10 protein-coding genes are annotated in these 12,887 nt (G+C 65.1%); all 10 read left to right on the top strand.

The window, feature by feature from the left end; all coding sequences use genetic code 11:
* Nucleotides 1-426: 426 nt before the first annotated feature.
* The 10 genes from NE850_RS33760 (at nt 427) to NE850_RS33715 (ending at nt 12,881) form a co-directional block, all read left to right on the top strand.
* On the top strand, nt 427-540 hold the full coding sequence (locus tag NE850_RS33760) for a hypothetical protein (RefSeq protein ID WP_007175652.1): 114 nt from the start codon (nt 427-429) through the stop codon (nt 538-540).
* Entirely contained in the window at nt 537-629 is a 93-nt protein-coding gene (gene kdpF / locus NE850_RS33755) for a K(+)-transporting ATPase subunit F (protein WP_007175651.1), read from the top strand. The genes NE850_RS33760 and kdpF overlap by 4 nt, the downstream gene beginning before the upstream one ends.
* Entirely contained in the window at nt 626-2,431 is a 1,806-nt protein-coding gene (gene kdpA / locus NE850_RS33750; RefSeq protein WP_007175650.1) for a potassium-transporting ATPase subunit KdpA, read from the top strand. Before kdpF ends, kdpA begins: the two co-directional genes overlap by 4 nt.
* Nucleotides 2,432-2,483: 52 nt before the next feature.
* Nucleotides 2,484-4,568, top strand: a complete 2,085-nt coding sequence (gene kdpB / locus NE850_RS33745; RefSeq protein WP_310699948.1) for a potassium-transporting ATPase subunit KdpB — start codon at nt 2,484-2,486, stop codon at nt 4,566-4,568.
* A 27-nt stretch (nt 4,569-4,595) separates the two neighbouring features.
* Nucleotides 4,596-5,174, top strand: coding sequence for a potassium-transporting ATPase subunit KdpC (gene kdpC, locus NE850_RS33740; protein WP_007175648.1), 579 nt, complete (start codon nt 4,596-4,598; stop codon nt 5,172-5,174).
* A gap of 257 nt (nt 5,175-5,431) precedes the next feature.
* Nucleotides 5,432-8,266, top strand: a complete 2,835-nt coding sequence (locus NE850_RS33735) for a DUF4118 domain-containing protein (RefSeq protein WP_007175647.1) — start codon at nt 5,432-5,434, stop codon at nt 8,264-8,266.
* A complete protein-coding gene (gene kdpE / locus NE850_RS33730) occupies nt 8,259-8,957 on the top strand; it encodes a two-component system response regulator KdpE (protein WP_007175646.1) in 699 nt (232 codons plus the stop codon). The genes NE850_RS33735 and kdpE overlap by 8 nt, the downstream gene beginning before the upstream one ends.
* A gap of 154 nt (nt 8,958-9,111) precedes the next feature.
* On the top strand, nt 9,112-9,432 hold the full coding sequence (gene sugE / locus NE850_RS33725; RefSeq protein WP_007175645.1) for a quaternary ammonium compound efflux SMR transporter SugE: 321 nt from the start codon (nt 9,112-9,114) through the stop codon (nt 9,430-9,432).
* Nucleotides 9,433-9,690: 258 nt separating this feature from the next.
* On the top strand, nt 9,691-10,302 hold the full coding sequence (locus NE850_RS33720; protein WP_007175644.1) for a DUF4126 domain-containing protein: 612 nt from the start codon (nt 9,691-9,693) through the stop codon (nt 10,300-10,302).
* The gene (locus tag NE850_RS33715; protein ID WP_007175643.1) at nt 10,299-12,881 is read left to right on the top strand and encodes an ABC transporter permease; all 2,583 of its coding nucleotides are present in this window, start codon (nt 10,299-10,301) and stop codon (nt 12,879-12,881) included. The genes NE850_RS33720 and NE850_RS33715 overlap by 4 nt, the downstream gene beginning before the upstream one ends.
* Nucleotides 12,882-12,887 lie beyond the last annotated feature (6 nt).

Raw genomic sequence — 12,887 nt, 5'->3', positions numbered from 1 at the left:
GTGATGACATGGCCATGCCCGGTGAAGGCCCAGAGCCCGATGGCATGAGGTCGAAACGTCAGGTGATTTTTATACACCGTGGTGCCCGCGAGCGCAGGGAATGTGCGTGGCGAATCAACGCAGCGTGGAGCACGCGGGGTTCGATCATTCGCCGCGCCGCGGCATACAGGTGACGCGACGCGGGTTCAGCCGCGGCAAGCAATCCGCCGAGCATAGCCTGGTCGTGTCGAACAACATCTCATTTTTAACGGTGCGATACGGCCGCGGCTGGGTGCGCGCTGAACGTGCGATCAGGCCGTCATCAGCATTTCGCGGTGTCCGCCGCGTTTACGGAATTTTTATACTCCCCACCCCATCTTTGACCAGCCCTTTACGCGGTTCGGCATAACGTTGCACCTATCCAAAGTCCGTGTAATGGAGAACAAAATGGATGTGCTGTATGTCGGGGGGCTGGTGCTGTTCGCCGCGCTGACCTTTGCGTTAATTGCCGGCTGCGAGAAGTTGATGCAGTTCCGCCGTGGCCAGGGAGCGCGCTCATGACCTGGATTCTCTGGTTGTCCGGTGCGGCGACCGCGCTGCTGTTCGTGTATCTGGTCTATGCGCTGTTGCGCGCGGAGGACATTGAATGAACTCGAACAATGTCCTGCAAGCGGGCCTTTTCATCGTCGTGCTGCTGGCAGCCGCGGTGCCTATGTCCCGTTATCTGAGCGCCGTGATGGACGGCAGTTCGCGCGTGGTCCGCTTCGGCGGTCCTGTCGAACGTTTGCTGTATCGCATCGCGGGCGTCGATCCTGCCACCGAAATGAGCTGGAAGCACTACGCGATCGCCACGATCGCGTTCAACACGCTCGGCGTGGCGTTTCTCTACGTGCTGCTGCGCGTGCAAGGCTGGCTGCCGGGCAACCCGCAGCAGTTCGGCCCGATGACCGTGGATGGCGCGTTCAACACGGCGGTCAGTTTCGTGACCAACACGAACTGGCAGGATTACACGCCGGAACAAACCGTCGGCTATCTGACGCAGATGCTCGGCTTCACCGTGCAGAACTTCTTTTCGGCCGCCACCGGCATCGTCGTGGTGATCGCATTGATTCGCGGCTTTGCGCGCCACACCGCGCAAACCATCGGCAATTTCTGGGTCGACCTGACGCGTGTGACGCTGTACGTGCTGCTGCCCATGTCGGCGATCCTCGCGGCGCTGTTGATGAGCCAGGGCGTGATCCAGAACTTCAAGGCGTACGAAGACGTGCCGACCTTGCAGACCACCACCTATGCCGCGCCGAAGCTCGACGCGCAAGGCAATCCGGTGAAGGACGCGAAGGGCAATGCGGTGACGGTCGATACGCCGGTGAAGACGCAGACGCTCGCAATGGGCCCGGTTGCTTCACAGGAAGCGATCAAGATGCTGGGCACCAACGGCGGCGGCTTCTTTAACGGCAATTCGGCCCATCCGTATGAAAACCCGACGCCGTTCTCGAACTTCCTGCAGATCTTCTCGATCCTGATCATCCCGGCGGGGCTGGCACTGGTGTTCGGCCGCATGATCGCGGACCGCAAGCAGGGGGTGGCGGTGCTCGCCACCATGACGATTGCGTTTGCCGTCTGCGTATTCGGCGAGATCAGCGCGGAACAGAGCGGCAATCCGGCTATCGCCGCATTGCATGTCGATCAGTCGGCCAATGCGCTGCAATCGGGCGGCAATGCGGAAGGCAAGGAAACGCGCTTCGGTATCGCGCAGTCGGGCATCTTTACGGTTGCAACCACCGCAGCTTCGTGCGGCGCGGTCGCCAACACGCACGATTCGCTGACGCCGATCGGCGGCCTGTATCCGATGCTGCTGATGCAACTGGGCGAAGTGATCTTCGGCGGCGTGGGTTCCGGTATGTACGGGATGCTCGTGTTCGCGCTGCTGGCCGTGTTCGTGGCGGGCCTGATGATCGGCCGCACGCCGGAATACGTCGGCAAGAAGATCGAAGCGTATGAGATGAAGATGGTGTCGATCGTCGTGCTGCTCACGCCGCTGCTGGTGCTGGTGGGCACGTCGATCGCGGTATTGAGCGACGCGGGCAAGGCCGGCATTCTCAACCCCGGCGCGCACGGTTTCTCCGAAATCCTCTACGCGTTCAGTTCGGCCGCCAACAACAACGGTAGCGCGTTCGCGGGCCTCACCGTGGGCACGCCGTTCTACAACTGGCTCACGGCGATCGCGATGTGGTTCGGTCGCTTCGGCACGATCGTTCCGGTGCTTGCGATTGCCGGTTCGCTCGCCGCGAAAAAGCGCATCGGCGTGACGGGCGGCACGCTGCCCACGCATGGACCGCTGTTCGTCGTGCTGCTGCTCGGCACGGTGCTGCTGGTCGGCGCGCTGACTTATGTGCCTGCCCTCGCGCTCGGTCCTGGTGTCGAACATCTGATGATGATGGGCGCCCATTGAGACCCGCGATGAAAACGGGTGAGCACGCGCAAACGGGAAATTCGAGGATTCAATGACTGAACATAATGCAACCAGGTCCATGTTCGACCCGGCGCTGCTGCGCCCGGCGATCGTGGACTCCTTCAAGAAGCTCACGCCGCGCACGCAGTTCCGCAATCCGGTGATGTTCTGCGTGTACGTGGGCAGCATTCTCACGACCATTCTCTGGATCGCCGCGCTCGGCGGCCAGGCCGAGGCGCCCGCGGGCTTCATTCTCGCGGTCACCTTGTGGCTGTGGTTCACGGTGCTGTTCGCCAACTTCGCGGAGGCGCTGGCCGAAGGCCGTTCGAAGGCTCAGGCCGCGTCGCTGCGCAGCGCGAAGAAAGACGTGATGGCCAAGAAGTTGAACGAGCCGCATCCGAAGTCGCCGATCCGCATTCTGACGGCTTCCGATCTGCGCAAGGGCGACGTCGTGCTGGTCGAGACCGGCGACGTGATTCCGGCCGACGGCGAAGTGGTCGAAGGCGTCGCGTCGGTCGACGAATCGGCGATCACGGGCGAATCCGCGCCGGTGATCCGCGAGTCGGGCGGCGACTTTTCGTCGGTGACGGGCGGCACGCGCGTGCTGTCGGACTGGATCGTGGTGCGCGTCACGGCGAATCCGGGTGAGGCGTTCCTCGACCGCATGATCGCGATGGTGGAAGGCGCGAAGCGTCAGAAGACGCCGAACGAAATCGCGCTGACCATTTTGCTGATCGCGTTGACGATCGTGATGCTGCTGGCCACCGCCACGCTGCTGCCATTCTCGATGTTCTCGGTCGAAGCCGCGAAAGCGGGTCACGTGGTGACGATTACCGCGCTGGTCGCGCTGCTGGTGTGTCTGATTCCGACCACGATCGGCGGGTTGCTGTCCGCGATCGGCGTGGCCGGCATGAGCCGCATGATGCAGGCGAACGTGATCGCCACGTCCGGCCGCGCGGTAGAAGCGGCCGGCGACGTCGACGTATTGCTGCTCGACAAGACGGGCACCATCACGCTCGGCAACCGCCAGGCTTCGCAATTCGTGCCGGCGCCGGGCTTGACGGAAGAAGCGCTCGCGGACGCCGCGCAACTGTCGTCGCTCGCCGACGAAACGCCGGAAGGCCGCAGCATCGTCGTGCTGGCGAAGCAGCGCTTCAATATCCGTCAACGCGATATGGCTTCGCTGCATGCCGTGTTCCTCGCGTTCACCGCGCAAACGCGCATGAGCGGCGTCGATCTGCCTGGCCGTGAAATCCGCAAGGGCGCGGCCGACGCGGTGAAGAACTATGTCGAAGCGAACGGCGGACGTTTCCCGAACGAAGTCAGCAACGCGGTCGCCGAAGTCGCCCGCCGTGGCAGCACGCCGCTGGTGGTCGCCGAGAAAGGCGAGCAGGGCGCGCGCGTGCTCGGTGTGATCGAACTGAAGGACGTCGTGAAGGGCGGCATCAAGGAGCGTTTCGCCGAACTGCGCAAGATGGGCATCAAGACCATCATGGTGACGGGCGACAACCGGCTGACCGCGGCGGCGATTGCCGCGGAAGCCGGCGTCGACGATTTCCTCGCCGAAGCCACGCCGGAAGCGAAGCTCTCCACGATTCGCGCGCATCAGGCCGAAGGGCGCCTCGTGGCAATGACCGGCGACGGCACCAACGACGCCCCGGCGCTCGCGCAGGCCGACGTCGCGGTGGCGATGAACACCGGCACGCAGGCCGCGAAGGAAGCGGGCAACATGGTCGACCTCGATTCGAATCCGACCAAGCTGATCGAGATCGTCGAGATCGGCAAGCAGATGCTGATGACGCGCGGCTCGCTCACCACGTTCTCGATCGCCAACGACGTCGCCAAGTACTTCGCGATCATTCCGGCCGCGTTCGCCACGACCTATCCGGCGCTGAACGCGCTGAACGTGATGCATCTGGCCACGCCGGCTTCGGCGATCATGTCGGCGGTGATTTTCAACGCGCTGATCATCGTGCTGCTGATTCCGCTGGCGCTCAAGGGCGTGCGCTATCGCGCGCTGGGCGCGGCGATCCTGTTGCGCCGCAATCTGCTGATTTACGGTTTGGGCGGGATCATCGTGCCGTTCATCGGCATCAAGCTGATCGATATGGTGCTGGCCGCGTTCGGTTGGGTCTAAGCGCTTGTTCAAGAGGAATCATTCATCATGAAAAATCTGTTCCGTCCGTTGATCGTGCTGTTCGTGGTACTCGCCGCGCTCACGGGAATGGCCTATCCCGCGGTGATGACCGCTTTCGGTCAGGCAGTCTTCCACGATCAGGCCAACGGCAGCATGCTCGAACAGAACGGCAAGGTGGTCGGCTCGAAGCTGATCGGCCAGCAGTTCGATGCGCCGCAATACTTCTGGGGCCGCCTGTCGGCTACCAGCCCGATGCCGTACAACGCGCAGGGGTCGAGCGGGTCGAACCTCGGCCCGACCAACCCGGCGTTGCTCGACGAAATCAAAGGCCGTATCGACGCGCTGAAGGCGGCCGGCACGGATATGTCGAAGCCGGTGCCGGTCGATCTGGTGACGTCCTCAGGCAGCGGTCTCGATCCTGAGATCAGCCCGGCCGCCGCGGCTTATCAGATCGAGCGCGTGGCCAAGGCTCGCAAGCTCGCGCCGAACGACGTGCAGGCACTGGTGGACCGCTATACGAGCGGCCGTCAGTTCGGCATTCTGGGCGAGGCGCGCGTGAACGTGCTGCAACTGAACCTGGCGCTGGATGAGATGAAGCGCGGCTGAGCGACAAGGCGCAGCGCTTCGCTTTGCAAAGGCGGCGTCCGGGCGACCCCGCCTTTGCCTTTTGACGGCGCGACGGCGAGCGCATGCAGCGGTTGCCGCGCTGAGCTATTGGCGACGATCAGTACTCGTAGTGCCCGCCAGTCGCAGTCGCCGCCATTCGCGGTGGCTCCATGTGCGGAGGCCGCCATTTGCGACTGCGTCGTCTCCGTGCCACCATGCATGAATTGACGCTCGCCCAACGATGAAAACCATTGAGCATGAACCGCCCCGATCCCGATGAGTTGCTCGACAAGCTGCAACGCGACGAAGAAAAACGTCAGCGAGGCAGGTTGAAGATTTTTTTCGGCGCGTCGGCGGGTGTCGGCAAAACCTATGCAATGCTGCAGGCCGCGCGCCGCCGTTACGACGAAGGCGCCGACGTTGTGGTGGGCATTGCCGAAACGCATGGCCGCAGTGAAACCGCGGCGCTGCTCGAAGGTCTCGATGTGCTGCCGCTCGCGCAGATCGAGTATCGCGGCCGCAAGCTCGGCGAGTTCGATCTCGACGCCGCGCTCGCCCGCAAGCCGCAACTGATCCTCGTCGACGAACTCGCGCATTCGAACGTGCAGGGCGCGCGCCATCTGAAGCGCTGGCAGGATGTCTACGAACTGCTCGACGCGGGCATCGACGTCTATACGACGGTCAACGTCCAGCACCTCGAAAGCCTCAACGACGTGGTCGGGCAGATCACCGGCATTCGCGTCTGGGAGACGGTGCCGGACCGCGTATTCGATAGCGCCGACGAAGTTACGCTGGTCGACCTGCCTGCGGAGGAACTGCTCGACCGCATGCGCGACGGCAAGGTGTATTTGCCGCAGCAGGCCGAGCGCGCGGTGCGCAACTTTTTCCGCAAGGGCAATCTGATCGCGCTGCGCGAATTGGCGCTGCGCCGCACCGCCGACCGTGTCGATGCGCAAATGCGCGAGTACCGCGCCGACCGTTCGATCCAGCGCATCTGGCAGGCGCGTGAGCGCTTGCTGGTGTGCGTCGGCCCCGGCCCGGAAGCGCCGATGCTGGTGCGCGCGGCGGCACGCCTCGCCGCCAGCCTGAAGGCCGACTGGATCGCGGTTTATGTCGAGACGCCCGCGCTCCAGCGTTTACCGGATGCGCGCCGCGAGCGCACGCTGAACGCGCTGAAGCTGGCCGCCGAACTCGGCGCCGAAACCGCGACACTGGCGGGCGCCGACGCGGCCACCGCGTTGATCGGCTATGCGCAGGCGCGCAACGTATCGAAACTGGTGGCCGGCGCGTCGGCGCGCACGGGTGTGGAGCGCCGGCTGCGCCGGCCGCTCAGTGAACGTATCGCCGAAAAGGCGGGCGATCTCGATCTCACGCTGATTCGCGCCTCGTCCGAGCGCGACGGCGGCGAGCATCGGCATCTGCTGAACACTACCGCGAACGCATGGCGCGAGGCGTTGAGCGCGGCGCGCGAACGCCGCTCGCCGCCGCGCGCCTATGCTTTCGCGCTGGCGATCTGCGCGGCCATCACGCTGCTCGCGAGCCAGTTGATCGACCATATCGATCTGACCAACCTCGTCATGCTGTATCTGCTCGGCGTGATCTTCGCCGCGGTGAAGCTGGGGCGCGGGCCGGGTGTGGTGTTGTCGTTCATGAGCGTGGCCGCGTTCGATTTCTTTTTCGTGCCGCCGCGCATGTCGCTGTCGGTCTCCGATACGCAGTATCTGCTGACCTTCTTCGGCATGCTGCTGACGTCGCTGGTGATCAGCCATCTCACGTCGAGCCTGCGCCGCGAGGCGAGCGTGGCGCGACGCCGCGAGCAGCGCACCGGTGCGATGTACGCGATGGCGCGCGAACTGGCCGCGGCGTTGACCACGGAGCAGATCGTCGGCATTGGCAGCCGTCATGTGAGCGAGGTGTTCGGCGCGCGCGTCGCGATTCTGTTGCCGGACAGCGTCGATCAGGTGAAGCAGAAGATCGAGGATCCCGACGCGGCGGTCACGCTCGAAGGCGAGATGCTCGATAGCGACGTCGGCCAGTGGGTCTACGATCAGCAGAAGCCGGCCGGCCACGGCACCGACACGCTGCCGGCCGCCGCCGCGCTATACCTGCCGCTCAAGGCGCCGATGCGCACGCGCGGCGTGCTGGCGGTCGTGATGCGCAACGAGGGCGAGCTCGACGTGCCCGAGCAGCAGCGCATGCTCGACGCGTTCGCCGCGCAGATCGCGCTCGCGCTGGAACGGGTGCATTACGTGGACATCGCCCGCGATGCGCTCGTCAACATGGAGTCGGAGCGTTTGCGCAACTCGTTGCTGTCGGCGATCTCGCACGATCTGCGCACGCCGTTGACGACCATCGTCGGTTTCTCGTCGATGCTCGCGCAATCGCCCGACGCGCAGCCCAACGCTGAACTGGTCGAAGCGATTCATGAGGAAGCGCTGCGCATGACCGGCATCGTCACGAATCTGCTCGACATGGCCCGCCTGCAGGCGGGCAGTCTGCAACTGAATCAGCAGTGGACGCTGCTCGAAGAAACCGTGGGCGCCGCGTTGCGCGCGTGCAAGCGCGTGCTGGCGAATCATCCGGTGCAGGTGAAGCTGCCCGCCGATCTGCCGCTCCTGCATCTGGACGCCGTGCTGATGGAGCGGCTTTTCTCCAACCTGTTCGAGAACGCGGCCAAATACACCGCGCCGGCCACGCCTTTGACGATCGGCGCGCAGCGTCTCGACGCGGACGGCAAGTCGTTCGTGCGCGTGACCGTGGACGATAACGGCCCCGGCCTGCCCGCCGGCATGGAAGCGCGCGTGTTCGAGAAATTCACGCGCGGCGAGAAGGAATCGGCCAAACCAGGCATCGGTCTCGGCCTTGCGATCTGCCGCGCGATCGTGGAAGCGCACGGCGGTACAATCGGCGCGCTCAATCGCGTGTCGGCGGACGGCCATGTGGAAGGCGCCCGTTTCTGGTTCACGCTGCCGGTGGAAACGCCGCCCGACGCGCCGGATGCCCTGGAAGACGAAGGCGCCGATGCTTTGACGCATGCCGATTCCGACAGCGAATCAACTCCTAACCCGCTTGCCAAGCCCAGCCATGAGTGACCCCAGCATCACCGTCGTCCTGATCGAAGACGAAAAGCAGATTCGCCGCTTTGTGCGAACAGCGCTGGAAGGCGAGGGCATCGTCGTGCACGACGCCGAAACCGGTAAGCAGGGTCTCGTCGAAGCCGCCACGCGCAAGCCCGATCTGGTGATCGTCGATCTCGGCCTGCCCGACACGGACGGTCTGGACGTCATCCGCGAACTGCGCGGCTGGAGCGAGCTGCCGGTAATCGTGCTGTCGGCGCGCACCCAGGAAACCGAAAAAGTCGCGGCGCTCGATGCCGGCGCGGACGACTACCTCACCAAGCCGTTCGGCGTGTCCGAACTGCTGGCGCGAATCCGCGCGCATATGCGGCGGCGCAATCAGGGCGGTGCGAACGAGTCGCCGCAGGTGCGCTTCGGCACGGTGACCGTCGATCTGGCGCTGCGCCAGGTGAGCCGCGACGGCGCAGCCGTCCATCTGACGCCGATCGAATACCGGCTGCTCGCCACGCTGGTGCGCCATGCAGGCCGCGTGCTGACACACCGCCAGTTGCTGCGCGAGGTGTGGGGGCCGTCGCATGTCGAGAGCCATCACTATCTGCGTATCTATATGGCGCATCTGCGCGGCAAGCTGGAGCGCGACCCGGCGCAGCCGGAACATATCATCACGGAAACCGGGGTCGGCTACCGGCTGGTGGGCGCGGTTTGACGCTGTGTGGGGAATTTGCCACGGCTGGGGGGTCCCGTTGCGGCGAGCCGCTGGCCGTGGCGCTGCGGTGATGTTGGTATAATTTACAGTTCGTAAGGACGACCTTGCGGTTTCACGAACGGGGACGGCCCCATCTGATCATGGAGCTTGTCTCATGTCCTGGATTCTTCTGTTGATTGCCGGTTTGCTTGAGGTTGCATGGGCGGCCGGTCTCAAAACCTCCGAAGGTTTCACCCGTCTCTGGCCTTCCGTGTTCACGGTCGTGACAGCGCTCGGCAGCTTCGCGCTGCTGGCCATTGCCATGCGCCAGTTGCCGCTCGGCACGGCCTACGCGGTGTGGACGGGCATCGGCGCAGTCGGCGCGTTCATCTTCGGAATCGTGATGATGGGCGAGGCGTTGAGCGTCGCGCGGGTCGCCAGCGCGGCGCTGATCGTAATCGGATTGATCGGACTGAAACTGTCTTCCGGGCATTGAGCCTGGCATTCCAACCCGCTGGCGGGCGTATTCGGCGGGTCCGCCGGCACACGGATCGCGCCCGCATGGAGTTCGCCATTTATTCGCCGCTCTGCGTTCTGCGAATTAACGTGGCTATAATGAGACCGAATCCAACCTGAAATTGTCCGCGGCCCATTTGGCGCGGCCGGCTTGGCGCGGGTCTGACGATTTCGGCGTGGCTCATCCATGATTGGCCCGTCGAAGCGCCCGGCACGCACAGCGCGCCCGGAGGCGGCCATGCTTGAATCACTTTCGCTCGCTGCGGGCCTCTCATGGGGCAGCGGTCTGCGCCTCTATCTGACGGTCCTGTTGGCCGGCGTATTCGCCCGTCTCGGCCTCGTCCATCTTCCCGATACGCTGTCCGCGCTGTCTTCGCCGTGGGTAATCGGCGTGGCGGGCGTGCTGACCGTCACCGAATTCCTCGCCGACAAGATCCCCGCGTTCGATTCGCTGTGGGACGCGGTCCATACCTTCATTCGCATTCCGGCGGGCGCCGTGCTGGCAGCCGGCGCGCTCGGCCATGCCGATCCGGCGCTGCTGACCGTGGCCGCGCTCGCGGGCGGCACGCTGGCGGGCACGGCGCATCTCGCCAAAGCCGGCACGCGCGCACTGATCAACCTTTCGCCGGAACCGGTGTCGAATGTCGTGACCTCGACCGCTGAAGACGGGCTCGTGTTCGGCGGCATGCTGCTCGCGCTGTTCGTGCCGCTCGTCTTTCTGGTGTTGATGGTGGGCTTCCTGATGCTGGCCGGCTGGGCATTGCCGCGGCTCTGGCGCGGCGTGCAGGGCGGTTTTCGCGGCATGGCGACGCACATGGTGTCGCGCTTTGCCAGGAGCAGGCACGATTGAGCGATACGGTACGGGGTTCCACGGCGCGCACGGCTTCACCTTCGACGCGCCGGTTCGGCGGTATGGATCTGTTGCGTCAGTCCGTGCGCATGACGTCGCGCGACTGGCGCGCCGGCGAATTGACGATGCTGCTGCTGGCGCTCGTGCTGGCCGTGGCGGCTTTATCGAGTGTCGGCTTTCTGGCTGACCGTCTGCATCAGGGGCTTGAGCGCGACGCGCGGCGTATGATCGCCGCTGACTTCATCGTGCGGGCCGATCATCCGGTCGATCCGCAATTCGCCGGACAGGCCAAAGCGCTTGGTCTGAACACCGCCAGCACGGCGATCTTTCCCAGCATGATCAATTCGACCGGCGCGCAGCCGGTCTCGCGGCTCGCCGCCATCAAGGCTGTATCGCCGGGTTATCCGTTGCGCGGCGCGTTGCGCATTGCCTCGGCGCCGGGTGCGGCGGACTATCCGGCGCGATCCATTCCGCCGCCGGGCGTCGTGTGGGTCGATCAGGCGCTGCTCGACGCTTTGAAGCTGCATGTCGGCGATACGGTGAAAGTCGGCAACCGCAACTTCACGATCGGCGCGGTGATCACGCGTGAGCTCGACCGCGGCTTCTCGTTCGTCAATTTTTCGCCGCGCCTGATGCTGCGCGTCGACGACGTGCCGTCCACCGGCCTCATCACCTACGGCAGCCGCGTGACCTATCGCCTGCTGGTCGCGGGGGCGGACGAGTCGGTGGCGCGTTTCGCGCAGTTCGCGCACGACCGGGTGGACGGCGGCAAGATGCGCGGCGTCGCGCTCGAATCGTTGCAGGACGGCCAGCCGCAAGTGCGCCAGACGCTCGACCGCGCGAGTCACTTCCTCACGCTCGTCTCGCTGCTCACCGCGTTGCTGGCGGCCGTGGCGATTGCGATGGCCGCGCATCGGTACATGCGCCGGCATCTGGACGGCTGTGCGGTGATGCGCTGCCTCGGCGTCAGTCAGACGACACTGCGCGCGCTCTTCACGCTCGAATTCGTGGGGTTGGGTTTGATCGGCGGTGCGCTGGGTGTGGCGCTCGGTTATCTGGGGCATCTCGCGCTGCTCACATGGCTCGGCAGTCTGATCGATGTCGCGTTGCCGTACCCGAGCGCATGGCCGGCGCTCGAAGGCATCGCGGCCGGTCTCGTGCTGTTGCTGGGCTTCGCGCTGCCGCCGCTGTTGCCGCTCACGCGCGTACCGCCGGTGCGCGTGCTGCGCCGCGAATGGGGCGAAGCGGGGCGCACGGCATGGGCGGCTTACGCGCTCGGCATCGTGCTGTTCGCCGCGCTGCTGATCGTCGCGGCCGGCGAGTTGAAGCTCGGCGGGATCGTGGCGGGCGGCTTCGCGGGCGGGCTGCTGGTGTTCGCGTGCATCGCGCGGCTGGCGCTGTGGGGCGCGGCGCGCCTCGTGCGCAGCGAGCGCGTGAATGCGGGGATCGGCTGGCGTTATGCGCTGGCATCGCTCGAACGGCGCAGCAGCGCGAGCGCATTGCAGATCACCGCGCTCGGCATCGGCCTGATGTGCCTGTTGCTGATCGCCATGACGCGTAACGACCTCGTGGCCGGCTGGCGCAAATCGACGCCGCCCGATGCGCCCAACGAATTCATCATCGACATCCAGCCCGATCAGCGTGACGCCGTTACGCAGTATCTGAGCGCGCATGGCTTACCCGGCACGGTGCTTTCGCCGATGGTGCGCGGCCGGCTGACGGCGATCAACGGCAAGCCGGTCAATCCGGATTCGTTCAAGGGCGACGACGCCAAACGTCTCGTGGACCGCGAGTTCAATCTGTCGTACACCACCGAGTTGCCCGACGACAACCGCCTCGCCGCCGGCACGTGGTACGGCGACACGAAAACGCCGCAGATTTCGATCGAGCAGGGGCTTGCCAAGCTGATCAACGTGAAGCCCGGCGACATGCTGCGTTTCGACGTGACCGGCTTGCAGATCGACGCGCCGGTCACGAGTGTGCGCAAGCTCGACTGGGGTTCGTTCAAGGTCAACTTTTTCGTGCTGATGCCGCCCGCGGCGCTGCAGGATTTCCCGGCGACGTTCATTACCAGTTTCCATCTGCCGCAGGAAAAGCAGTCGACCATCGACGGCCTGATCGCCGCCTATCCGAACCTCACGGCGATCGATACCGGGCCGATTCTCGCGCAGGTGCAGCGCGTGCTGCAGCAGGTGATCGGCGCGGTGCAGTTCCTGTTTGCGTTCACGCTCGCGGCGGGCGTGCTCGTGCTGTACGCGGCGCTCGCCGGCACGCGCGATGAGCGCATGCGAGAATCCGCGCTGCTGCGCGCGCTGGGGGCGTCGCATCGTCAGGTGCGCTCGGTGCAGATCGCCGAGTTTGTCGCGGTAGGCGCGCTGGCGGGTCTGATGGCGGCGGTAGGCGCGCAGGCGATCGGCTACGTGCTGGCCACGCGCGTATTCGAGTTCTATCTGAGCTTCGATCCGTGGCTGCTGCCGGCGGGCATTGGCGCCGGCATAGCGTGTGCCGGCGTGGGCGGCTGGCTGAGCTTGCGGCATGTGCTGGCGCGTCCGGCGTTGCAATCGCTGCGGGACGCGTGAATTCTT

Origin of the sequence: Paraburkholderia sp. USG1 (assembly GCF_031570135.1) — a bacterium.
In the GTDB taxonomy this organism is placed as follows: Bacteria; Pseudomonadota; Gammaproteobacteria; order Burkholderiales; family Burkholderiaceae; genus Paraburkholderia; species Paraburkholderia dioscoreae.
This window is presented reverse-complemented; position numbering and strand designations above follow the sequence as displayed.

What these genes read in the sequence shown, in the direction of transcription:
- kdpF (WP_007175651.1), top strand. Translation starts at nt 537, where the DNA reads ATGACCTGGATTCTCTGGTTGTCCGGTGCGGCGACCGCGCTGCTGTTC.
- sugE (WP_007175645.1), top strand. Translation starts at nt 9,112, where the DNA reads ATGTCCTGGATTCTTCTGTTGATTGCCGGTTTGCTTGAGGTTGCATGG.
- kdpB (WP_310699948.1), top strand. Translation starts at nt 2,484, where the DNA reads ATGACTGAACATAATGCAACCAGGTCCATGTTCGACCCGGCGCTGCTG.
- NE850_RS33760 (WP_007175652.1), top strand. Translation starts at nt 427, where the DNA reads ATGGATGTGCTGTATGTCGGGGGGCTGGTGCTGTTCGCCGCGCTGACC.
- kdpC (WP_007175648.1), top strand. Translation starts at nt 4,596, where the DNA reads ATGAAAAATCTGTTCCGTCCGTTGATCGTGCTGTTCGTGGTACTCGCC.
- kdpA (WP_007175650.1), top strand. Translation starts at nt 626, where the DNA reads ATGAACTCGAACAATGTCCTGCAAGCGGGCCTTTTCATCGTCGTGCTG.
- kdpE (WP_007175646.1), top strand. Translation starts at nt 8,259, where the DNA reads ATGAGTGACCCCAGCATCACCGTCGTCCTGATCGAAGACGAAAAGCAG.
- NE850_RS33720 (WP_007175644.1), top strand. Translation starts at nt 9,691, where the DNA reads ATGCTTGAATCACTTTCGCTCGCTGCGGGCCTCTCATGGGGCAGCGGT.
- NE850_RS33735 (WP_007175647.1), top strand. Translation starts at nt 5,432, where the DNA reads ATGAACCGCCCCGATCCCGATGAGTTGCTCGACAAGCTGCAACGCGAC.